The organism is Ruegeria sp. CG1, assembly GCF_056537265.1.
Genome location: NZ_JBQFRF010000001.1, coordinates 931,929 through 952,420, shown reverse-complemented (window position 1 = coordinate 952,420; position 20,492 = coordinate 931,929). Strand labels below are relative to the sequence as shown.

Sequence of the window (20,492 nt, the reverse complement as noted above, 5' to 3'; positions counted from 1 at the left end):
TAACTCAACAGACCCCATAAACGGGGCAAACATAAGCAACTAGGAGATATGAAGATGAAGAAGCTACTCAGTGGGGCGGTTGCGGCCTTTAGCCTGGCAGCCAGTGCGACACTTGCTGCGGATGAGGTGACACTGCAATTGAAGTGGGTCACGCAAGCGCAGTTTGCGGGCTATTATGTGGCAAAAGACAAAGGGTTCTACGAAGAAGAGGGGCTGGACGTCACCATTCTGCCCGGTGGTCCTGATATTGCGCCCACACAGGTGATCGCAGGTGGTGGAGCAGACGTTACGGTGGAATGGATGCCGGCTGCACTTGCTGCGCGCGAAAAGGGTCTGCCTCTGGTGAACATCGCGCAGCCTTTCAAGAGCTCGGGCATGATGCTGACCTGCTGGAAAGATGCGGGGATTGCCTCGCCCGAAGATCTCAAAAATCGCACGCTGGGAGTCTGGTTCTTCGGCAACGAATTCCCGTTCATGAGTTGGATGAGTCAGCTGGGAATCGGCACCGATGGCAAAAGCGACAGCGGTGTCGAAGTGCTGAAACAAGGCTTTAACGTCGACCCGCTGCTGCAGCGTCAGGCCGATTGCATCAGCACCATGACCTACAATGAGTATTGGCAGGTCATTGATGCCGGTGTCACGCCTGAAGAACTGGTAACCTTCAAATACGAAGATCAGGGCGTCGCCACGCTTGAGGATGGTCTATATGTGCTTGAAGAAAATTTGAGCGATGCGGCCTTCACCGACAAGATGGAACGGTTTGTCCGTGCCTCGATGAAGGGTTGGAAATACGCCGAAGAGAACCCGGATGAAGCCGCCGAGATCGTTCTCGAAAACGATGCAACCGGTGCCCAGACCGAGGAGCATCAAAAGCGAATGATGGGCGAGATTGCCAAGCTGACCGCAGGGTCGAACGGGGCGCTGGATCCAGCCGATTTCGACCGCACGGTTGATACCCTGCTGGCGGGTGGATCTGATCCGGTTATCACCAAAAAGCCTGAAGGGGCATGGACACATCAGATCACCGACGCTGCGCTGAACTGAACCAGCTACAGCAAAAGACGTGCCAATCAAACGCGGCCCTGACGGGGCCGCGTTCTTAGTTTTGAATGTCGAATTTGTGCCTGTACTTGCTGGCCAGAACCTTTAGTATTTCCCTGTAATTCATAGCATTTTGTCACAGCATACGGCATGAATGGTAGAAAATGCAGGGATTTGCATCAGAATTCACTCAGGCGCTCTCGCTGATCCTCGAAGGGGATGCAGAGCTGTGGGCAATTGTGTTGTTGTCGCTGCGTGTTTCGATCTTTGCTGTTCTGATTTCGGCGGTCATCGGGATGCCTATTGGGGCAGCTTTGGCCGTCGCGCGGTTTCCGGGACGGCGGGCGCTGATTATCCTTGTGAACGCTCTGATGGGGTTCCCACCAGTCGTCGTCGGTTTGCTGGTCTACCTGATGTTGTCCCGATCCGGTCCTCTGGGGGTGCTGGAACTTCTCTACACTCCTACCGCAATGGTCATAGCGCAGGTGGTGCTGGTGACGCCGATCATGGCCGCACTTACCCGGCAGGTAGTCGAGATGCTGGCCGAAGAGTATTCTGAACAGCTTCGCTCGCTCGGCGTATCGCGGTTGGCTTCGATCCCGGTGCTGTTGTGGGACGCGCGTTTGGCTCTGGTCACCGCATTACTGGCCGGGTTTGGCCGGGCAATCGCCGAGGTAGGTGCAGTGATCATCGTCGGCGGCAATATCAATCACGTGACGCGCGTGATGACGACCACGATTGCGCTTGAGACTTCGAAGGGGAACTTGGCGCTGGCGCTGGCCTTGGGTGTGATCCTGATCGGTTTGGCCGTGGCGGTAAACGCGATGGTCAGCGCGTTGACCCTGCGGGCCGAGCGGGAAGGGCTGCGCCATGCGTGATGTCGTGACCGAGGCGCCGGGTATGTTAGAGGTCCAAGGGTTGCACATTGCACGCGAAGGCAAGGTGCTGCTCGATGTCCCGCATTTGTGCCTGGATGGCCCGGGTCCGACCATGATCTTGGGTCCAAACGGCGCTGGCAAAAGTCTGTTGCTGCGTTGTCTGCATGGTCTGATTCAACCCGACAGCGGGCGTGTCTGTCAGGACGGTGTTGTGTTGAATGCAGCCCACAAAGCGCGGCAGGCGATGGTGTTTCAAAGCCCCGTGCTGCTGCGCCGCTCGGTCGCGGCCAATCTGGACTTTGTGCTAAAGCGGAAATCGATGCCCCGTGCCTTGCGCAGGCATCGTATCGAAGCTTTGCTGGCCGAAGGAGGACTGGATGGTAAAGCACGTCAATCCGCGCGTTCGCTGTCTGGTGGCGAGGCGCAAAGGTTGGCGATCCTGCGCGCGTTGGCCTTAGACCCCAAGACCTTGTTCCTGGACGAACCCACCAGCGCATTGGATCCAAGCGCCATGCAGATGATCGAGCGGATGGTCCTGCGTGCCTCGGCCCGGGGTGTGCGCATCGTGATGGTGACGCATGACATCGGGCAGGCGCGGCGCCTGGCATCTGACATCGTGATGATGCAGGCAGGGCATGTGGTTGAACATGGGGGGGCACAGCAGGTGCTGGAAACCCCAAAAAGCAACGAGTCGCGCCGGTATCTGGCTGGCGGTCTGGTAACCTGATTAACAGAGATGGAGACTTCGAATGATCCCTGATTTTGTTCGGGCTTCAATTGTTGCGCTTGGACTGACCACAGGCGCAGGTTTGGCGGAAGAACCCTTTATCGTCGTGCAATCCACGACCTCGACGCAGAACTCGGGTCTGCTGGACTATATTCTGCCAGGGTTTGAGGCTGAAACAGGTATCGATGTACGGGTTGTGGCCGTCGGGACCGGTCAGGCGATCCGGAACGCAATCAACGGTGATGGCGATGTTCTTCTGGTTCACTCCAAGCCCGCTGAAGAGCAGTTTGTAGCGGACGGTTGGGGTGTCGAACGGTTCGATGTCATGTACAATGATTTTGTATTGGTTGGCCCAAAATCTGATCCGGCCGGAATTGCCGGGGGCAACGACATTGTAACCGCTTTGACCGCTTTGGCCGAAGCGAAACTGCCGTTTGCCTCGCGCGGTGATGATAGCGGCACTCACAAAGCCGAGATGCGCTATTGGGAGGCGACCGGCGTTGACCCGACGGAGGCCTCGGGGACTTGGTATCGCGAGACCGGATCGGGGATGGGGGCAACGCTGAACGTGGCCAGCGGCATGGACGCGTATGCTCTGACCGACCGGGCGACTTGGTTGTCTTTCGGAAACCGGGGCAATCTGGAGGTCTTGGTCGAGGGCGATCCGCGCCTGTTTAACCAATATGGTGTAATCCTTGTGAACCCTGAAAAGCACACAGGCGTCCGCGCCGCTGCCGGGCAGAGGTTCATCGACTGGCTGACCGGTCCTGATGGGCAGGCGGCGATTGCGTCTTACACGCTGGATGGTGAGCAGTTGTTTTTTCCAAACGCACAGTAAGTTCGCCTTGGGTTGGCGCAACAAGGAATGGACGACGGATCAGCCACTGGCGCCGTTGTGGTGGATCCGACCCAGATTTGCGAGATCATAGCCGCCTAGTTCATCAGCGCGTTCGATAAAACGCTCGGATTTCAAAAACTGGGTCAGCGTCTGCATGGGGACCTCGAAGAAGGCGCGGCGCCAGATTGCAAGGTCCAGACGCTCGGAATGGGTGGGCACGAAACTTAGCCCGTACGGGCGCGCCAGTGCACCGAGGCCAAAACCAACCTCTGCCTTGCCGTCACGCAGGGCGGTGGCCAGCTCTTCTTCTGTGCGGGCGCAAACAGGCAGGGTGTTCAGATCATCACGACCCAGACCGTGGGCGCCGAGCAGTGCATCGAACAGACGCTGGCTGGCGGCGCTGTCTTGCCGCAGAATGATCCGTCTGCCTTTCAGATCCTGAAACCCCGAGATGTCCGAGGTGCCGGGTGCCAGCAACAGGCCGCGCTGCCGGTTGGCAATCTGATAGAGGATCACAGGTGCTTCGCCCATCGTGTCGCGCAGGGTCTGAGTGTTGAAGCTTTCTGGTTCGTGGATATGCAAAGCCGCCGCCTGTGCGCTGCGCTCCGCAAGACGATTCAGCCCGTCGAAAGACCCATCATAATAAGTCGCAAGCCCAGAGCCGCTTTCCCGCAAAGCCCAGTCCAGCAGGGGATCGTGGCTACCTGCCACGATCGGCGGCAGGGGTGGTTCGACGACATCGGGGCCAGAGCGTGAGGCGTTGAGCCACGCTATGATCTCGGTTTTTGGGAACAACAGCTTGCCCATGGCGCGTACACAGGGGATTTCGCCCGAGGATGCCAGATCATAGGCCTTCCGCTCACCAATGCGCAGCAGATCCGCCAATTCGCGGGTGGTCAGGTATTGCGGCATTCAGTCGAGGCGTACAGCCGAACCGGACGTCTTGTCGGCGGCGCTGAAACCGAATTGATCCAGCGTGTAAGGAGCGGCGACAGTGATCACGACCATCGCGGCGACGGCGGTCAGAAAGGCTTTCATGTTCTCCTCCGGCTCAATCCTGCGGTGCGGTGGCGCTGCGCAGGAACGCGACCAGATCTAACCGGTCCTGTGCTTGCGTGATCCGCTGCATTGGCATCTTTGACCCCGGAATGTAGTGGTCCGGGCCTTCGTCGAAAAGAGCATTTATTGTCTCTTCATTCCAAATAATATCAGAGTCTTGCAGCGTATCCGAGTACAAATAATCGGGCAATGTGCCCGCTTTCCGCCCAAAGATGTCGTGCAAGGTAGGACCCGCTCGTCGACCCCCATCCGGCGTCAGGCTGTGACAGATCGAACATTTGCGCGCAAATTGCCGTTCTCCGTTGCCCATCTCGCTTGGGTCTTTCAGAAAGCTGGGTTCGGCAGCGGCCATCTGTTCGCGATCGCCCAGCGCTGAAACGGGCCAGCTGTACATTGCCTCATCAATGCCGCCTGCGTGAAGGTTTTGACCATCGGCAGAAAAAGCGAGCGCCCAAACCGGACCGCGCAGGGTGGCGCGGAAATCTTGTGCAATGCGCCATTCAGCCGTGTCGATGACCATTATAAAGCCCTCACCATCACCGACAGCCAACAGCTTGCGATCGGGGCTCAATGCCATGGCGAGGATCGGGCGCCGATCCAACGTAAAGTCATGTTCTTCTTCGGTGGCGAGGCTCAGGATGCGTGTCACTCCATCGACGGTGCCATAGGCGATCCAGTTGTCATGTGCGTTCAGGACCAATTCATTGATGCCAAAACCATGCACGATCAAGCGATTTGTTTCCTGACCGCTGGCGACATCCCAGATACGCAACGCTCCGTCGACACCTGCCGAATAAAGCTGCTTTCCGTCCGGCGTAAAAACAACTGCATTCACCCCGCTGCCGATTGGCCCAAGCAGGGTCGGCTCGGACCCGTCCACCGGCCACAGGCCGATGGTGCCATCCCAGCTGGCCGTCGCGATATGAGTTTTCGACGCTGCAATGCCGATAATCTTGCCTTTGTGCTGCCCGACTACATCCCCGCCGGGCCAGCGGCGGAGGGTGAAGTCATCCCCGGCAGAATAGATTGCAGTGCCATTGAAAACGACCGAGTTCACTGCCGCTTCGTGCCCCTCCAGCCATTCCGGTGTCTGTCCGGTCCACAGACCGACCGAATTGTCGAAACTGGCCGTTGCGATACGCCCATCCGGCGCCGAAGCGATCCCCATGATCGGCCCGCCATGGCCTTTGAGCGTGAAAAACTCGGACCAGGCGGGCAGGGGGGTCAAAACAAGCGCAAGAGCGAGCCAGCGCATCTATTCTGCAGGTGAGGCCGATGCCTTGCCGGCCTCTTTTTCTTGCACCTCTTCCAGCCACAGCGAGTGGTGCTCGCGTGCCCATTGTTCTTCGACTTCACCGGTGCCCATGGCGTCAAACGCACCCTCCATGCCCACCGAGCCAAGGTAGATATGGGCGATGATGATGGCGATGAACACGTAGGCGACCATGACATGCCAAACTTGGGCATATTGCATCTCTTCCTGCGGTGACATCTGCACTGGCAGGTTCAGACCCAACGCCTGCGGAATACCTGTCGAATTGGCGATTGAGAAGGTTTTGGCGAACATCGGCAGCTCGAACGGGAATAGCAGCGACAGGCCTGACAGGCTGATAGAGACACCCAGTAGAATGCAAGCCCAGAAGATTATCTTTTGACCCGCATTGAATTTCTTGGCTGGTGGATGGCTGTCTTTGGTGAACAAGCCCCCTCCGGCGGCCAACCATTTCAGGTCGGTCTTGTTGGGGATGTTATGGGCAATCCAGTTTATGGTGATGATTATCAGACCCAACATGAAGGCCCATGCGAGGTTGTTGTGAAGCCACTTGCACCCTTGCGCGATAGTGGCGAACCCTTCTTTGCCAAAGACCGGGATCAAGAAATCGCGGCCATAAAGGGTCAGTAGGCCTGTGATGCCGAGCACAAGGAACGACCCGGCAAAGAGCCAGTGACCGAAACGTTCGAAACTATTGAAACGAAGGACCGTGCGGCCGGTTTTTTCTCCGTCGATGCGGATTTTTCCTCGGATCAGAAAGAAAAGCACAATGATCGCAAGCATTCCGCCCAGAATGTAGGTTCCATATTCACGCAACGGGCCAGTTCGGAAGTTCAACCACCACATGCCGCCGTCTTGAATCAGCACGCTGTCCGCAGGTCCCTGGGATGAAACGGTGACGTCCGCAGATCCGTAACGCAGCGCGCGGTAGACGTCACTGTCAGAGGCAACACCGCGGGTGCCGAACTGTCCCAGCAGGCCTTCAACATTGCCCTGACCGGTGTTTTCAGACCTGTAGCTGTTGTCGACCTTCTCGCCACGCTGGCGGGCCAGAATGTCCTCAAGCGTGGTCGCGCCGCCGGTTGTAGACCGGTCGGTCGAATCCGCAGGGGCGGCCCCCTCACTGGTTTGAGCGCCCGCAACTTGGGTCAGCGTTAGCGAAAGCAGGAAAGCGATGAATAAGCGCAACATCGGAACCTCAATAAAAATCCAATGCAGGATGACCCACATCTGCGGGTCATCCGTTTTGCTTTAGTAGACGGGGTCAGCCGTCTTTCTGATCGTAGGCCGTGCCCCAACCCCAAGCGCCCGAACCAAATCCGCGCGCGACGACGCGCTCACGGTAAATAGCCGAGACCACGTCGCCATCGCCGGCGAGCAGGGCCTTGGTAGAACACATCTCGGCGCAGATGGGCAATTTGCCCTCTGCGATCCGGTTGCGTCCGTATTTGGCGAACTCTGCGGTCGAGTGCGTTTCCTCGGGGCCGCCAGCACAGAAGGTACATTTGTCCATCTTGCCTCGCGATCCGAAGTTGCCCGCCTGCGGGTATTGCGGCGCGCCGAAGGGGCACGCATAGAAGCAATAGCCGCAGCCAATGCACAGGTCCTTGGAGTGCAGGACGACCCCTTCTTCGTTCTGATAGAAGCAGTCGACCGGGCACACCGCCATGCAGGGCGCATCCGAACAATGCATACAGGCCACCGAGATCGAGCGTTCACCTGGATTGCCGTCATTGATCGTCACCACCCTGCGGCGGTTGATGCCCCACGGCACCTCGTGCTCGTTCTTACACGCGGTTACGCAGGCATTACACTCGATGCAGCGTTCAGCGTCGCAGAGAAACTTTGCTCTAGCCATTATCGTCCTCCTTACGCTGCCCAGATCTTGCAGAGAGTACACTTGGTCTCTTGCATCTGGGTCACTGAATCATAGCCATAGGTCTGGGCTGTGTTGGTACTTTCACCCAGCACATAAGGGTCAGCGCCGGCGGGATATTTGTGCCGCTGGTCTTCGCCCTGGAAGTGGCCGCCAAAGTGGAAAGGCATGAAGGCGACACCGGCACCAACCCTGTTGGTCAGCATCGCCATCACCTTGACCTTGCCGCCCTCAGGACCTTCGACCCAGACCTGTGATCCGTCCCGAATACCAAGGTTGTTGGCATCGCGCGGATTGATCTCGACGAACATATCCTGCTGAAGCTCGGCCAGCCACGGATTTGACCGTGTCTCATCCCCGCCGCCCTCATACTCGACCAGACGACCAGACGTGAGGATTATCGGGTAATCCTTTGAAAAGTCGTTCTTTTGGATCGACGCATAAAGGGTAGGTAGACGATAGGCCTGACGGTCATCGTAGGTTGGATAGTCCTCCACCAGATCGCGCCGGTTTGTATAGAGCGGCTCGCGGTGCAGTGGGATCGGATCCGGGAAGGTCCATACGACCGCGCGTGCCTTTGCGTTCCCGAAGGGCGCACAGCCATGGGCAATCGCGACCCGCTGGATACCGCCGCTAAGGTCGGTTTTCCAGTTGGTCTCTGGTCCCGCTACGGCGTCGATGGCCGCACGTTCCTCAGCCGTCAGGTCACCGTCCCAGCCAAGGTCCATCAGCATCTGCATCGTGAATTCCGGATAACCATCCTGAATTTCCGAACCAACGCTATAGACCCCTTCGGCCAGCAGGTTGTCGCCGTCACGTTCCACTCCGAAACGGGCGCGGAAGGTCAGGCCACCTTCGCCCACCGGTTTGGACATATCATACAGGTTTGGTGTCCCCGTATGACCCATCTCAGCCGTTCCCCAGCAGGGCCAGGGCAGACCGTAATATTCGCCGTCGTTTGGTCCACCGATGGCTTGCAGCGTGGTTCTGTCGAACGTGTGCTGGTTGGCCATATGGCTTTTCAGACGTTCCGGCGACTGACCGGTATAGCCGATGGTCCAGAGGCCCGAGTTGAACTCACGCGTGATGCTTTCAACATTCGGGGTTTCGGGATCTTCCATCTCTATATTGCGGAAGAACCGATCCGCCCAGCCGAACTTGTTGGCGAACTTGGCCATGATGACCTCGTCCGGCAGGCTTTCGAACAGAGGTTCGACCACGCGGTCCCGCCACTGCAGCGATCGGTTCGAGGCCGTGACCGAGCCACGGGTTTCGAACTGCGTACAGGCGGGCAGCAGATAGACGCCATCGGTGCGGTCATGCAGCACGGCCGAGACGGTGGGATACGGGTCGATCACGACCAGCATGTCCAGCTTCTCCATCGCCGTCTTCATTTCCGTCATCCGGGTCTGCGAGTTGGGCGCGTGGCCCCACAGAACCATGGCGCGGACGTTGTTGTCCTGATCCATGTTGGCCGGATCTTCGAGAACACCGTCGATCCAGCGGGAGACCGGGATGCCGCGCTCATTCTGCAGCGGTTTATCCTTGCCTTCCTTGTCTTTGATCGTGGCGAACTGGCCTGCAAGCCACTCGGGCTCTTCACCCCAGACACGGGCCCAGTGACCCCATGCGCCTTTTGACAAGCCATAGTAGCCGGGCAGGGTATGGGACAGAACACCAAGGTCTGTCGCGCCTTGCACGTTGTCATGGCCGCGGAAGATGTTGGTGCCACCACCCGAGGTGCCCATGTTGCCAAGCGCAAGCTGAAGCACGCAGTAGGCGCGAGTGTTGTTGTTGCCGTTGGTGTGCTGCGTACCACCCATGCACCATACAACGGTACCGGGGCGGTTGTTCACCATGGTCCGTGCGACGCGGCGCAGCTGCGAGCCGGGCGTACCGGTGACGCGCTCAACCTCATCCGGGTTCCACTTGGCAACCTCTTCGCGGATCTGGTCCATGCCCCAGACACGGGTGCGGATGAACTCTTTGTCCTCCCAGCCGTTGTCGAAGATGTGCCACAGGATACCCCAGATCAGAGCGACGTCCGTACCGGGGCGGAAGCGGACATATTCATCCGCATGGGCCGCGGTGCGCGTAAAGCGCGGGTCGCAGACGATTAAAGGCGCATTGTTCTGCTCTTTCGCGCGCAGGATATGCAGCAGCGAGACGGGGTGCGCCTCGGCCGGGTTACCACCGATGATGAAGATGGCCCGGCTGTTGTGCATGTCGTTGTACGAATTGGTCATGGCGCCGTAGCCCCATGTATTCGCAACACCCGCAACAGTGGTCGAGTGGCAGATACGGGCCTGATGGTCCACGTTGTTCGTGCCCCAGTAGGCGGCGAACTTGCGGAACAGATAGGCCTGTTCGTTATTGTGCTTCGCAGACCCCAGCCAGTACACGCTGTCCGGCCCGGATTCTTCGCGGATGCTCATCATGCCATCGCCGATCTCGTTGATCGCCTCTTCCCAGCTGATGCGCTTCCACTCGCCACCTTCCTTTTTCATCGGATATTTCAGGCGGCGCTCGCCATGGGCGTGCTCGCGGACCGAGGCCCCCTTGGCGCAGTGTGCACCCAGATTGAATGGGCTGTCCCAGCCAGGTTCTTGCCCGATCCAGACTCCGTTCTGTACCTCGGCAACGACCGTGCAGCCGACCGAGCAGTGAGTGCATACGGATTTGATATTCTCAACGGCGGTGTTTGCCGCTGTCTGGGCACTGGCGGGCGTCACGGTTCCACCCGTGGCGCTGATCGCGGCAAGGCCTCCGATCGTCAGGCCCGAGCCACGCAAGAATGCGCGGCGATCGACGGTTTTCTCGCCGACCTGGGACAGGATACTTGTCCGCTGGGGGCGTCTCGCAACCCCGTTGGTCTTTTTCCTAAGCATTTCTTTCCTCCCTTGCTGGCCATGTAACCCATGGCTGGCTTGGTACTTCGCGAAACCGACGTCAGGGCCAATCGCAACCGTCTGTCGGGTATGACTACGTCCGGGTCAGAACCGGGCGCTGTCGAGGTATGCGCGCGTATGCGCGGTGTCCTGCATCCGGGTTTCGTCCGTCGGCAGTTCGGCTGCTTCGGCTTTCCCAGACAGGCTGGCGGCGGCTACAGCAGCGGGCGCTGCGGTTCCGGCCAGTTTCAGGAAGTCGCGGCGGGTTGCGCCTTCTTCCTTGGTCTTGCTCATGGGCTCCTCCTGTCCCAATTGCGGTTTGGTGCCTAAAGGCACCGGCGAGTGGCGGGCTAGGCCGCCGTCATTCGAAAGGCTTCACGTTCGATCTCCATGAACACCCGACCAGCCGTGCCGACCGAGGCGTAGAGAACCGAGTTCTCGGCACCTTCCAAATCCGAATAGAAATGCGCGGCCCAGGGCCCAATATGTTTGCTCCAGAACGCCTTTTGATCTTCCAGCGTGGCGGGCGCGCCGAACCGACCGACGATCATGCCCGCCATCATTTCCATTAGCGAGGCGATGTTGTCTTCGGGTTCATATACATTCTGCGCCCGGGTGATGCCCCGCGCGGCCATGTCATTGCGCAGCTGCGCCAGGGGTTTTTCGTTCAGAAATCCCGTCAGGTAGAAAGAGGCATAAGGCAGCAGTTCGCCTCGGCCCAATCCGATGAAAAGTGCGTTGAATTCGCGCTCTGCGGCGGCAGGCTTGGTCACCTTGGCCACCCGTGCCATTGCCTGAATGGCCTGACCTAGATCCGAGTCATCACCGCTTAGCCCGGCCATCTGATCCAAAAGCAACTGATCGGGTGGACCGGCCAATAGCAGGCCAAGAAAATTATAGAAATCCGCACGCAGACGATCCTCAGTTGAGATATCCAATGTTTGCGCGTTGTCTGCGGTCATAGAGTTATCCTTCGAATTCGAATTTCATACGGCGTGGAGCAGGGGTGAGTTCGATTTCCTCTGGCTCTTCCATTTCAACCATCTGTGGGGCTTCCGGTTCTGGTTCGACGGCGTTGATCGGTTCTTCACCTGACTCGATCGCCTCGGGCATGTCAGCTTCTGTTTCTGCTTCGGACACTTCTGCCTCGGCAGCGAGCGCTTCGACATGCGCCAACATACCCTTGCCAACCTGATACGCGGTCTGGATGTTCTCAATCACGCAGGCCGCATCGGTATAATCCTCGCCGTAATCGACCAGCCCGTCGACATTGGCCAGAACAGGATTCAACCGCCATAGGCGCCGCAAGGCGCGGCGGCGCAGACGGTCAGGTACAGCTTTGGCCATGAAGCCCGAGACATCATCGCCGGCTTCCAGTGTATCGGGATCGGGCAGATCAAACTCGGCCAGAATTTCAGCGTCGCTTTTTTCCTCCAGCTCAGCTTGCCGCGTTGTGATGATCTGTTCCTCTGCGGCCAGAGCTTCTGCTTCGGTCTCGGCCTGAACGGCGGCCTTGCGGAGGGACCAGAAATCGCGGGTCTGGGTCATTGCAGCACCCGACGCGGAGCCCGGTAGACATCTGAATCCTGCCGGATTCGTGCATCGCCCTTGCCGTCTTCCACCAGATCGGTGCGTTTCTTGTCCCGTTTACGTTTTATGAACACCTCGTCCTGATGATGCTGCAGGGTGAAATCGCGGAGCCATGCAATCAACCCTTCGGTCATCGGAATCTTCTCAACGATCTCTTCGCCGGTATCCGCATAATCCTGACCCTCGAACGGTGAGGCGGTGATCAATACGGCATTCAGGGGTGTTTCGCCTTTCAGCTCATCCCGCAAAACCAGGTACAGCGAAGGTTGACCGTCCGACAGGTTGACCATGTAGGCTTCGGTTTCATCGGCCCAGAGGGTGAGGGGCAGGGTGGCTGCATGGTATTCGATGGCCTCACCTTCACGTCGCAACTCTTGCCAGTCGGCAGGCCCTGCACCTGGCAAAACAGCGACCGCTCGCCAGTTCCAACGCGCCCAGCGTGTCACCCCGGGTGTTCTGCGCACGACGACGCCAATTGTCATTTCAGTCCGGCTTGCGGCCTTGGCCACTGGCTCCTCCCCGGAAGGCTCTCCCCTGCCTTCCATTGATGTACTATGTTACATAAATTGGCGACCTGCCAAGTCTAGTTTCGCCTAATATGAGACATTCACTTAGAGTTTATTTCCAACTTCAGGTTTTGATGGCGATTTGTGATGAAAAATAATGCACATATCGGGATTTTCTCTGATGCTTCGCATTGCCTCGGCGCGGATTGGGTCTAAGCTGCTGATGGGGCAGAACGCAGCGTCGGGAGGGGAAATGGCCAGCAAGCTCATATTGTGTGATTGCGAGGGGACGCAGTCCCTGAACGCAGATGGTATTTCTGCAGCCTGCGATACGGAGTGCTCGAAGGTGCATACCGCCCTTTGTACGCACCAGATTCAAACTGCCGCCGAGTTGATGACGGGCGATGAGCAGGTGGTGTTTGCCTGCGCTCAGGAAAGTGCAGTTTTTAGCGAGCTTGCCGAGGAACTGGGTGTTGAAGCGCCCGGATTTGTCGATCTGCGCGACCGAGCTGGCTGGTCCGAACAGGGGACCGATGCGACCCCCAAAATGGCTGCGCTCGCGGCTGAGGCATTACTGCCTCAGCCAGTGACCCCCAGTTTCGATGTCATCAGTGAAGGCACCTGCTGTATTGTCGGGCCCGGAGAGGTTGTCTTTCCGTTGGCCGAACAGCTGTCCGCTGTGTTGGCCGTGACTGTGCTTTTGGTTGACGATGCAGAACCGCTAAGCCGCAACTATGACGTTGCGCGCGCACGAATACGCAGACTGGCCGGCGCGCTGGGCGGATTTGTTTGGCATCTGGATCAGGTGCAGCAACTAGAGCCCGGCGGACGCGGAGAATTTGGTTGGAGCACACCCCGTGACGGTGCAACGTCGCGTTGCGACATTGTTGTTGATCTGACCGGAGCAACACCTTTGGTTAATGCCCCCGAAAAGCGCGAGGGGTACTTGCGCGCTGATCCCCGCGATGCGGTGGCCGTCGCGCGTCTTGCTTTTGAAGCGGTGCAACTGGTCGGGACTTTTGAAAAACCGCTCTATGTCCGATTGGATGAGACGCTTTGCGCCCATTCGCGAGCGGAACAAACGGGGTGTTCAAACTGTCTGGACGTCTGCCCGACCGGTGCGATCACACCGGCTGGCGATCATGTAGCCATTGATCCGATGATTTGCGCCGGGTGCGGTGAGTGTTCGGCGTTGTGCCCGTCGACTGCTATCACATATGAAGACCCTCCGGTCTCGGCGGTATTGTCGCGGATGCACATACTGGCTCGGACCTTCCGGCGCGCGGGCGGCGTTGCACCGCGATTACTAGTGCACGACGCCCATGGGGCGCAGATGATCCAGATGGCGGCCCGGTTTGGACGAGGACTGCCAGCGGATGTCATTCCGCTGGAGCTGAACGTGGTTTCGGGCTTTGGACATGCCGAGATGCTCGCAGCGCTGGCGCATGGCTTTGCGCGCGCCGATATCCTCATTAGCCCCAAGACCGAACGGGACGCGCTTGATCGTGAATTAGAGCTGGCTCGGGCTATCGCAGTGCACGACGCGCTGAGTCTGATTGATGAAACCGACCCGGATGCGCTGGCAGATCTGCTTTATGCGCAGAATGTTCCGCAGCCATTGGCTGATCCGGTGCTTCCACTGGGTAATCGTCGTCAAATAGCGCGTCTGGCGGCGCAAGCTTTGAACCCGGAGGTCGAGGTGCCGCTGGCCCTGCCCGAGGGCGCGCCTTATGGCGCGATTGCAGTGAATACCGACACCTGTACATTGTGCCTGAGTTGCGTGTCCCTTTGCCCATCGGGGGCGCTGATCGATAACCCGGACAAGCCGCAGTTGAATTTCCAGCAGGACGCCTGCCTGCAATGCGGGATTTGCCGAACGATCTGCCCAGAACAGGCGATCACACTAGTGCCCCAGCTTGATCTGAGCGACCAAGCGCTGTCACAACAGGTGCTGAATGAAGAGGAACCCTTTGAATGCGTCGAATGCGGCGCAGCGTTTGGCGTTAAATCAACGGTTGAGCGGATCATGGAAAAGTTGTCGGGCACACATCCGATGTTCGCGACCTCGGATCAGGCGCGGATGATCCAGATGTGCGACAATTGCCGGGTGAACGCCCAGTTCCATAGCGCTGACAATCCATTTCAATCCGCCCCCAGGCCACGGGTTGTCACAACGGATGATTACCTTTCAAAGCGCAAGGATCACTGAAGTTGCAGTGGCGCGCCCAGATCGGCGGCGCGCATGGCGGTCACGAAAGCCAGAATTGCTTCGAGGTCATCCAGGCTCATCTCGACCGGATGGATCGGCGAGGGACGCTCGGGCGGGAAAGGTTCGGTGACGCCCTCGATCTGCGTGAAAGCTGGGTGTGGGTTCAGGGCAAAGAACGCCTGAAACCGTTCCGACCAGTCGGGCATTGCGCGCAGCACTGCGAAAGACGGGGTCGAACCCAGCCCGTTCATCCGATTCTTTGGGCCAATTACGTGGCACCGGCCACAATGGGTCATCGACAGATCTTCGCCAAGCAGCGCGTTTCCGTCGACCACGACCTCTTTGGTAACAGTGGCAGTTTCGAAACTTGCGCTAAAGGGCGTGCCCTCGTCGGGGATGAAGTTTTCAACCGTCCGTCTGCCAATGTCGGAAAGTAGCCATTCACGAAACCTTACCTGCTTGGCGCTGTCGTCGATTCTTAGATGATAGACCACCCCGTCACGGGCAAAGACCGGATCGCCGGGCGAACTTGGGGCCAGTGACATGACGCCGCTTTCATCCGCAACAACACGTATTCCGGTCTTGAGAGAAAAGCGCGGAAGAATATGTTGCAAAAGACCTGAGTTTGTCACCTCATCCGGGGCGGCAAGGCCCAATGCCTCTTGCGACCAAGAGGGGGTGGCGGTGAGCGTCAGGCTCAGGCACAACAGGACAAAGCGCATGGTTAAGCCTAACGGTGGCTGACCCGATGCGTCAAATGTACAAAATGAGACGGAGACACATGCAATGAGCGGCGACTATATTCTGTCGATACGCAAGGCGCCCAGCGCGGGGCGGATCAAGGGGAAGACGGCATGAGCATCCGTGATGCAGTTCTAGCAAACTTGAAGAAGATTACCGATCCGGTTTCTGGTCAGGATATTGTGAGCGCGGGTATCGTGCGTGCATTGAATGTTGAAGGCGATACCGTTCGGTTTGTGCTGGAGATCGATCCCAAACAGGCCGAGAAGATGGAGCCCGTACGAGCCACAGCCGAACAGGCGGCGCAGATGGTTGATGGTGTTTCCAAGGTCTCGGCAATGTTGACCGCGCATTCGGACAAAGCGCCGCCTGATTTGAAGCCCAAGCCCAAGCCCTCACAAACCGGACCGCAGGCCGTTCCCGGTGTGGACCGGATCATCGCGGTTGCGTCGGGCAAGGGTGGCGTGGGCAAGTCCACCGTGTCGGCCAACCTTGCCTGCGCGCTGGCAGCTGAAGGCCGTCGCGTAGGCCTGTTGGACGCAGACGTATATGGCCCTTCACAACCCCGGATGCTGGGCGTGTCGGGGCGACCGGCCAGCCCAGATGGCAAGACGATCCTACCGCTGCGCAATCACGGTGTCACCATGATGTCGATGGGGTTAATGACCAACGAAGGGCAGGCGGTTGTCTGGCGTGGCCCCATGCTGATGGGCGCCTTGCAGCAGATGATGAGTCAGGTGCAATGGGGCGCATTGGATGTGTTGATCGTTGATCTGCCCCCCGGAACCGGCGATGTGCAACTGACGCTGAGCCAAAAGTTTCAGGTGGATGGAGCCATTGTCGTCTCAACCCCACAGGATGTTGCTTTGATCGACGCCCGCAAGGGGATCGATATGTTCAACCAGCTCAAGACGCCCATTGTTGGGATGATCGAAAATATGTCGACGCATATTTGCTCGAATTGCGGACACGAAGAACATGTCTTTGGCCATGGCGGTGTTGCCTCAGAAGCCGAGGCGCTGGGCGTGCCATTGCTAGGGGAAATTCCGCTGCATCTGGATATCCGAGTTGCCGCCGACGGGGGTGCCCCCATCGTTGTCAGCAAACCTGACAGCCCGCAAGCCGAAGCCTTCCGCAAGATCGCCCGCGACATGATTGCCAAGGGCAACGCGTGACCCAGCCGGTCTTTCCCCCATTGCTCAAAGGGCAACCTGCCAAGGCTGGCGAAGACCCGTTCGAGCGTGCCCAGGCGATGGCAGCGCTGGGCTGTGACGCGGGAACTGTGGTCCACAATATTCAGGCGGATCGTCTGCGCGTTGCGATTGTATTCGCGCCCGAGGTTCCGTTGCAGGATGCTATGGCGATGCTGCCGCTTTGTGTTGTTGGGTTCCAGAATGCGCTGGGCGCGCTGGCCCCGCCCGAGGTCGCGGTGCACTTTGGTTGGGATGGGCTGATCTGTGTAAACGGTGCAAAATGTGGGACAATAAAAGTCTCAGCCTCGTCTGCCGAGGTGGATGAGGTTCCCGATTGGCTGATCGTTGGTTGGGAACTGGCCTTGCTTCAAACCAGCGATGCACCGGGGGAAACACCGGATGTTACCTCGCTCTATGATGAAGGATGCGCCGAGGTTTCTGCGACGCAGTTGGTCGAGAGCTGGTCGCGTCACATGTTGACCTGGTTGAACCGCTGGAACGAGGACGGTAACGCGCCGCTTCACGCTGAGTGGATGGGGCTGCTGCGCGGTGTCGGAGAACCTATTGGAGAAGGGGGTGTCTTTCTGGGCACCGATGAGCGCTTCGGTATGCTGATCCGCGACGGCGCGGACACACATATACGCCCGCTGACAGAATTATTGGAGACCGCCAGATGAAACTCGCCCGTGCTATCCATTTTGATGAAAGCGATATGAACGTGTTTCATTCACCCGCAAGAACCGGTGAATGGTGCATCTCGGGCGGATTCGAGTTTTCGAACTGGAGTGAGGCTGATCTGGAAGGTAAGGCGCGTCAGGCCTTTGCCAATGGATGGCTGGGGCTTGAAACCTTCGGGCGCGTTACATTTGTTGCCGTTACGCGGGTCGAGCAGGCCGAGATTAACCAGATCACGCAATATCTGGCCGAGCATTTCGTGCAATTCTACGGCGCGCCTTCGGTTGAAGCCGCGTTAGAAGTGGCGCAGGCCGAAATCTCGCATATGTCCGAGCTGTGCGAAGATCATGCCCCGAACACATTGCTGACCGTCGCCCGAGAGCTGACGGGTGCAGGCGTGCACGAGGCATTCCGCGTGATCGCCCCGCAAGAGGCGCAACTTGAAGCGTTGGCCGTCCACGGCTCGCTGGACGATTAGATCAGATCGGCGAAGCCGCCGAATTGTCCGCGCTTGAAGATCAGCCCCTGACCTGGGCGATGCATGACCTGTTCAACATGACCAACAAGGATCAGGTGGTCACCTGCCTCATGACGGGCCGAAAGACGGCAATCGAAGCGGGCGAGGCATTCCGCAAGTCGGGGACGCCCGGCGTCATCCTCCTGCCAATCCGCATGGGAAAAATCGAACCCGTTTCGCGCGAATTGCAATGCTTGGTCGTGCTGGTCCTGCGCCATTACGTGGATCGCGTAATATTCGCAGTTGTGGAACGCGTCGTACCGGTTCGAATCCCGATCAAGACACCACAGGACCAGCGGCGGGTCCAGCGATACAGACGCAAATGAGTTCACCGTGATTGCTGCAGGGCCCTCGGAGGTATTTGTGGTCACAACGGTGACGCCGGTGCCGAAACAGCTCAGGGCCTCGCGAAAGGCAAGGCTTTGCTCGGGGCTGGGAATGAAGGTCTTTTCAGTCATCGCGCGCTCGTACATGGGCCTGTCTCAGGTGCCACGCGACGCCAGAATTGTCTACGGAAAGCTGCGGTGGTGGTAGCAATTTCTGGTCAGTTCAGGTCTTCAAGCAACCGTCCGTGTTTGCGAGTCTCGGTGATGACGTCGCCAAAGGTCACCAAATTACGGGCCGTAAGCATTGGTAGCATCCGAACCAGCACTTCGGCGGTCGCGACGGCATCACCCAAGGCCGTGTGACGCAGGGCTTCGGGAATTGTTATGCCAAGCCGTTCGCAGACAGCGTCCAGCGTATGCGTTTCGCTTGCCCCGAACAGCACCGCCGACAGCAGGACCGTATCCAGAATGGGGTGGCTCCATTCCACCCCCATACGCTCGGCATGGCGGCGCAGGAAAGCCATGTCGAATGGTGCATTGTGGGCAACAATGACGGCATCCCGGGCAAATTGGTGAAAGCTGCGACCGGCCTCGGCAATATCAGGCGCACCCTGAACCATCCGGTCGCTGACCTTATGCACTTTGGTTGAAGCTGGGGGGATCGGGATGCCGGGGTCGACCAGGGTATCAAGCCGTTCGCCTTCGACGATTTTACCCTTTACGACGCGCACAGCACCGATCTGTACGATCTCATCCTTATGCGGGAGCAGGCCCGTGGTTTCGGTGTCAAAGACTACGAAGCAGAGGTCCAACAGGGGTCTATCTTCAAACGCGTCGTCACCGGGTGTGTCGAGAAGTTCGAAATCGTAAACCAGCGGGCGGGCCGCGTCGGGATCGATTTGCGCGGCACTGTCATCGAAGACCAGCATGTAACCGGGGGCATCGCCCAATGGTTTCATACGGGCTGAATACGATTGCCGCCCATCGACACTGGTCAGTGTGCAATGGACGTCTTTCCCGGTCTTGACCAGCTTCGCATAAGAATCCGTCAGGCCCGTCGCTTCGAGATAGTCAAACAGCGACGCGTTCAACCGGGGATGTGCGATCTGTGCCAGAACCTCAGCCGCCTGTGCGTCATATAGTACGATCTGATGCTTCGGTCCGGCCAAAAGCATGGCAACCGGAATCTCGGTCAGGAGCGCGGTGAGACGCTGTTTTTCCGAGGCCAGATGGGCCGTTTCCGCAGCCACGGCCTCAGCCGTGGTCATGGCGTTGGCAGCCAGTTGTTCGGCCAGTCCAGCGGCGGCGGGGGCCAGATCGCCCAAATAGCGCGCCGCCTGAAGGTCCAGATCCGTGCTGACCCCGGCGTGTGCGCGCGCCCGGAGTTGGGCCGAGAGCCGCTCGATTGGTTTTGCAACGTTATCATCAAAAAGAAGCCAGACTCCGGCAACCAGCGCCAACATTCCAAACGCGATCAGTATCTCTGCGAAGATGAACGCATCCATAAGAGCGGGATCACTTGCCCTCTGATAACCGACCCACAAAGCCAGGGTGCTGATGATCAGCCCTCCTGCCGCAAGTAATAGGAAGAACAGGAACACCCTCAGGCGCAGGCTCAGATGGTTCAACATAGTCAGACCCCGCAGGTTGCCTCGATTACCGGATCTTCAGCGTCGATCTTGATCCAGCTGGCGTTCAGCAAACGTCCGTCATCGGCGAATTCGGCCCCGTCTGCCAGGTTGGCGCGGCTGTTTTCGGCGCAGTTTACAGCGACCGGCATCTTCGAGACCGGTGCCCAGCGACCAAAAAAGTAAAGATCGACCAGACGCTCGTCCGGCAAATTGGCATTGGTGCGTACCGATGTGGCGTCGATCGCAGCAAAACGGTCGACAAAGGGCACGGCGTACGTCCAAGGGCGATAAAAGGCGCGGCTTTCCACCTCCTGCACGATGGTGAGGCTGTCGGGCAGTTGGTCGCGCGTACGGTCATACCAAGAATACTCGCTGGTAATCGTCATACCGATCATCCCCGCACCTGCCGCAACCGGCGCGGCCCATTTGGGCAAGCGGCCCCCGGTCAGCTTGTTCACCACCATCACGACACCCGCAAAGGCAAAGCCTGCAAAAATCGTGCCGATCAGTTCCAGAAACATGTG

22 protein-coding genes are annotated in these 20,492 nt (G+C 58.5%); 8 read left to right on the top strand and 14 right to left on the bottom strand.

Going from position 1 to position 20,492, the window contains the following annotated elements:
- The first annotated feature begins 54 nt into the window (after nucleotides 1-54).
- The 4 genes from ACR0AU_RS04770 (at nucleotide 55) to ACR0AU_RS04755 (ending at nucleotide 3,484) form a co-directional block, all read left to right on the top strand.
- The gene (locus ACR0AU_RS04770) at nucleotides 55-1,044 is read left to right on the top strand and encodes an ABC transporter substrate-binding protein (RefSeq protein ID WP_170393369.1); all 990 of its coding nucleotides are present in this window, start codon (nucleotides 55-57) and stop codon (nucleotides 1,042-1,044) included.
- A gap of 161 nt (nucleotides 1,045-1,205) precedes the next feature.
- Nucleotides 1,206-1,919: an ABC transporter permease gene (locus tag ACR0AU_RS04765; RefSeq protein WP_170626032.1), complete on the top strand. Its 714-nt coding sequence runs from the start codon at nucleotides 1,206-1,208 to the stop codon at nucleotides 1,917-1,919.
- Nucleotides 1,912-2,646, top strand: a complete 735-nt coding sequence (locus ACR0AU_RS04760) for an ATP-binding cassette domain-containing protein (RefSeq protein ID WP_480795342.1) — start codon at nucleotides 1,912-1,914, stop codon at nucleotides 2,644-2,646. The genes ACR0AU_RS04765 and ACR0AU_RS04760 overlap by 8 nt, the downstream gene beginning before the upstream one ends.
- Nucleotides 2,647-2,668: 22 nt before the next feature.
- On the top strand, nucleotides 2,669-3,484 hold the full coding sequence (locus tag ACR0AU_RS04755) for an extracellular solute-binding protein (RefSeq protein WP_170610232.1): 816 nt from the start codon (nucleotides 2,669-2,671) through the stop codon (nucleotides 3,482-3,484).
- Nucleotides 3,485-3,523: 39 nt separating this feature from the next.
- Here ACR0AU_RS04755 and ACR0AU_RS04750 read toward each other — a convergent pair whose 3' ends face one another.
- The 10 genes from ACR0AU_RS04750 to ACR0AU_RS04705 form a co-directional block, all read right to left on the bottom strand.
- Nucleotides 3,524-4,396: a substrate-binding domain-containing protein gene (locus tag ACR0AU_RS04750; RefSeq protein WP_480795341.1), complete on the bottom strand. Its 873-nt coding sequence runs from the start codon at nucleotides 4,394-4,396 to the stop codon at nucleotides 3,524-3,526.
- Entirely contained in the window at nucleotides 4,397-4,522 is a 126-nt protein-coding gene (locus tag ACR0AU_RS04745; RefSeq protein WP_255612119.1) for a hypothetical protein, read from the bottom strand.
- Between the two features lie 13 nt (nucleotides 4,523-4,535).
- Nucleotides 4,536-5,798 carry a c-type cytochrome gene (locus ACR0AU_RS04740; RefSeq protein WP_480795340.1) on the bottom strand — a complete coding sequence of 421 codons (1,263 nt, stop codon included), beginning with the start codon at nucleotides 5,796-5,798 and terminating at the stop codon, nucleotides 4,536-4,538.
- On the bottom strand, nucleotides 5,799-7,007 hold the full coding sequence (locus ACR0AU_RS04735; RefSeq protein ID WP_480762336.1) for a formate dehydrogenase subunit gamma: 1,209 nt from the start codon (nucleotides 7,005-7,007) through the stop codon (nucleotides 5,799-5,801).
- A gap of 73 nt (nucleotides 7,008-7,080) precedes the next feature.
- Nucleotides 7,081-7,674: a formate dehydrogenase FDH3 subunit beta gene (gene fdh3B, locus ACR0AU_RS04730; protein ID WP_037307340.1), complete on the bottom strand. Its 594-nt coding sequence runs from the start codon at nucleotides 7,672-7,674 to the stop codon at nucleotides 7,081-7,083.
- Nucleotides 7,675-7,685: 11 nt separating this feature from the next.
- Complete coding sequence (locus tag ACR0AU_RS04725; protein ID WP_480795339.1) at nucleotides 7,686-10,580, bottom strand: formate dehydrogenase subunit alpha; 2,895 nt, start codon at nucleotides 10,578-10,580, stop codon at nucleotides 7,686-7,688.
- Nucleotides 10,581-10,685: 105 nt separating this feature from the next.
- Nucleotides 10,686-10,874, bottom strand: coding sequence for a ubiquinol-cytochrome c reductase iron-sulfur subunit N-terminal domain-containing protein (locus ACR0AU_RS04720; protein ID WP_170393361.1), 189 nt, complete (start codon nucleotides 10,872-10,874; stop codon nucleotides 10,686-10,688).
- Nucleotides 10,875-10,930: 56 nt separating this feature from the next.
- Nucleotides 10,931-11,542 (bottom strand): molecular chaperone TorD family protein, encoded by a 612-nt coding sequence (locus tag ACR0AU_RS04715; protein ID WP_170393360.1) that lies wholly within the window; start codon nucleotides 11,540-11,542, stop codon nucleotides 10,931-10,933.
- A 4-nt stretch (nucleotides 11,543-11,546) separates the two neighbouring features.
- Nucleotides 11,547-12,128 (bottom strand): DUF3306 domain-containing protein, encoded by a 582-nt coding sequence (locus tag ACR0AU_RS04710; RefSeq protein ID WP_170731937.1) that lies wholly within the window; start codon nucleotides 12,126-12,128, stop codon nucleotides 11,547-11,549.
- Nucleotides 12,125-12,679 (bottom strand): DUF3305 domain-containing protein, encoded by a 555-nt coding sequence (locus tag ACR0AU_RS04705; protein ID WP_170510438.1) that lies wholly within the window; start codon nucleotides 12,677-12,679, stop codon nucleotides 12,125-12,127. The genes ACR0AU_RS04710 and ACR0AU_RS04705 overlap by 4 nt, the downstream gene beginning before the upstream one ends.
- Nucleotides 12,680-12,929: 250 nt before the next feature.
- Here ACR0AU_RS04705 and ACR0AU_RS04700 point away from each other — a divergent pair, with 250 nt between their 5' ends.
- Complete coding sequence (locus ACR0AU_RS04700) at nucleotides 12,930-14,885, top strand: 4Fe-4S binding protein (RefSeq protein ID WP_480795399.1); 1,956 nt, start codon at nucleotides 12,930-12,932, stop codon at nucleotides 14,883-14,885.
- Here ACR0AU_RS04700 and ACR0AU_RS04695 read toward each other — a convergent pair.
- Nucleotides 14,879-15,607 carry a cytochrome c family protein gene (locus ACR0AU_RS04695; RefSeq protein ID WP_170405173.1) on the bottom strand — a complete coding sequence of 243 codons (729 nt, stop codon included), beginning with the start codon at nucleotides 15,605-15,607 and terminating at the stop codon, nucleotides 14,879-14,881. The genes ACR0AU_RS04700 and ACR0AU_RS04695 overlap by 7 nt on opposite strands.
- A 132-nt stretch (nucleotides 15,608-15,739) precedes the next feature.
- On the opposite strand from ACR0AU_RS04695, the gene ACR0AU_RS04690 reads away from it, so the two are divergent.
- The 3 genes from ACR0AU_RS04690 to ACR0AU_RS04680 are packed head-to-tail and all read left to right on the top strand — an operon-like array spanning nucleotide 15,740 to nucleotide 17,972.
- The gene (locus ACR0AU_RS04690) at nucleotides 15,740-16,801 is read left to right on the top strand and encodes an Mrp/NBP35 family ATP-binding protein (protein ID WP_170405176.1); all 1,062 of its coding nucleotides are present in this window, start codon (nucleotides 15,740-15,742) and stop codon (nucleotides 16,799-16,801) included.
- Entirely contained in the window at nucleotides 16,798-17,496 is a 699-nt protein-coding gene (locus ACR0AU_RS04685) for a biotin/lipoate--protein ligase family protein (RefSeq protein WP_170405178.1), read from the top strand. Before ACR0AU_RS04690 ends, ACR0AU_RS04685 begins: the two co-directional genes overlap by 4 nt.
- Nucleotides 17,493-17,972, top strand: coding sequence for a DUF6505 family protein (locus ACR0AU_RS04680; RefSeq protein ID WP_170405182.1), 480 nt, complete (start codon nucleotides 17,493-17,495; stop codon nucleotides 17,970-17,972). The genes ACR0AU_RS04685 and ACR0AU_RS04680 overlap by 4 nt, the downstream gene beginning before the upstream one ends.
- Here ACR0AU_RS04680 and ACR0AU_RS04675 read toward each other — a convergent pair.
- From ACR0AU_RS04675 to ACR0AU_RS04665, 3 genes are all read right to left on the bottom strand, one after another.
- The gene (locus tag ACR0AU_RS04675; RefSeq protein WP_170405186.1) at nucleotides 17,969-18,469 is read right to left on the bottom strand and encodes a flavin reductase family protein; all 501 of its coding nucleotides are present in this window, start codon (nucleotides 18,467-18,469) and stop codon (nucleotides 17,969-17,971) included. The two genes, ACR0AU_RS04680 and ACR0AU_RS04675, sit on opposite strands and share 4 nt — an antisense overlap.
- Nucleotides 18,470-18,555: 86 nt before the next feature.
- On the bottom strand, nucleotides 18,556-19,968 hold the full coding sequence (locus tag ACR0AU_RS04670; protein WP_170421193.1) for a 3'-5' exonuclease: 1,413 nt from the start codon (nucleotides 19,966-19,968) through the stop codon (nucleotides 18,556-18,558).
- 2 nt (nucleotides 19,969-19,970) lie between these two features.
- Nucleotides 19,971-20,489 carry a hypothetical protein gene (locus tag ACR0AU_RS04665; protein ID WP_170393351.1) on the bottom strand — a complete coding sequence of 173 codons (519 nt, stop codon included), beginning with the start codon at nucleotides 20,487-20,489 and terminating at the stop codon, nucleotides 19,971-19,973.
- Between the last annotated feature and the right edge of the window lie 3 nt (nucleotides 20,490-20,492).

Excerpts from the sequence above, each read along its gene's own strand:
- ACR0AU_RS04770 (WP_170393369.1), top strand. The coding sequence starts at position 55 with ATGAAGAAGCTACTCAGTGGGGCGGTTGCGGCCTTTAGCCTGGCAGCC.
- ACR0AU_RS04760 (WP_480795342.1), top strand. The coding sequence starts at position 1,912 with ATGCGTGATGTCGTGACCGAGGCGCCGGGTATGTTAGAGGTCCAAGGG.
- ACR0AU_RS04740 (WP_480795340.1), bottom strand. The coding sequence starts at position 5,798 with ATGCGCTGGCTCGCTCTTGCGCTTGTTTTGACCCCCCTGCCCGCCTGG.
- ACR0AU_RS04670 (WP_170421193.1), bottom strand. The coding sequence starts at position 19,968 with ATGTTGAACCATCTGAGCCTGCGCCTGAGGGTGTTCCTGTTCTTCCTA.
- ACR0AU_RS04755 (WP_170610232.1), top strand. The coding sequence starts at position 2,669 with ATGATCCCTGATTTTGTTCGGGCTTCAATTGTTGCGCTTGGACTGACC.
- ACR0AU_RS04700 (WP_480795399.1), top strand. The coding sequence starts at position 12,930 with ATGGCCAGCAAGCTCATATTGTGTGATTGCGAGGGGACGCAGTCCCTG.
- ACR0AU_RS04745 (WP_255612119.1), bottom strand. The coding sequence starts at position 4,522 with ATGAAAGCCTTTCTGACCGCCGTCGCCGCGATGGTCGTGATCACTGTC.
- ACR0AU_RS04735 (WP_480762336.1), bottom strand. The coding sequence starts at position 7,007 with ATGTTGCGCTTATTCATCGCTTTCCTGCTTTCGCTAACGCTGACCCAA.
- ACR0AU_RS04765 (WP_170626032.1), top strand. The coding sequence starts at position 1,206 with ATGCAGGGATTTGCATCAGAATTCACTCAGGCGCTCTCGCTGATCCTC.
- ACR0AU_RS04675 (WP_170405186.1), bottom strand. The coding sequence starts at position 18,469 with ATGACTGAAAAGACCTTCATTCCCAGCCCCGAGCAAAGCCTTGCCTTT.
- ACR0AU_RS04680 (WP_170405182.1), top strand. The coding sequence starts at position 17,493 with ATGAAACTCGCCCGTGCTATCCATTTTGATGAAAGCGATATGAACGTG.
- fdh3B (WP_037307340.1), bottom strand. The coding sequence starts at position 7,674 with ATGGCTAGAGCAAAGTTTCTCTGCGACGCTGAACGCTGCATCGAGTGT.
- ACR0AU_RS04695 (WP_170405173.1), bottom strand. The coding sequence starts at position 15,607 with ATGCGCTTTGTCCTGTTGTGCCTGAGCCTGACGCTCACCGCCACCCCC.
- ACR0AU_RS04750 (WP_480795341.1), bottom strand. The coding sequence starts at position 4,396 with ATGCCGCAATACCTGACCACCCGCGAATTGGCGGATCTGCTGCGCATT.
- ACR0AU_RS04665 (WP_170393351.1), bottom strand. The coding sequence starts at position 20,489 with ATGTTTCTGGAACTGATCGGCACGATTTTTGCAGGCTTTGCCTTTGCG.
- ACR0AU_RS04725 (WP_480795339.1), bottom strand. The coding sequence starts at position 10,580 with ATGCTTAGGAAAAAGACCAACGGGGTTGCGAGACGCCCCCAGCGGACA.
- ACR0AU_RS04720 (WP_170393361.1), bottom strand. The coding sequence starts at position 10,874 with ATGAGCAAGACCAAGGAAGAAGGCGCAACCCGCCGCGACTTCCTGAAA.
- ACR0AU_RS04715 (WP_170393360.1), bottom strand. The coding sequence starts at position 11,542 with ATGACCGCAGACAACGCGCAAACATTGGATATCTCAACTGAGGATCGT.
- ACR0AU_RS04710 (WP_170731937.1), bottom strand. The coding sequence starts at position 12,128 with ATGACCCAGACCCGCGATTTCTGGTCCCTCCGCAAGGCCGCCGTTCAG.
- ACR0AU_RS04690 (WP_170405176.1), top strand. The coding sequence starts at position 15,740 with ATGAGCATCCGTGATGCAGTTCTAGCAAACTTGAAGAAGATTACCGAT.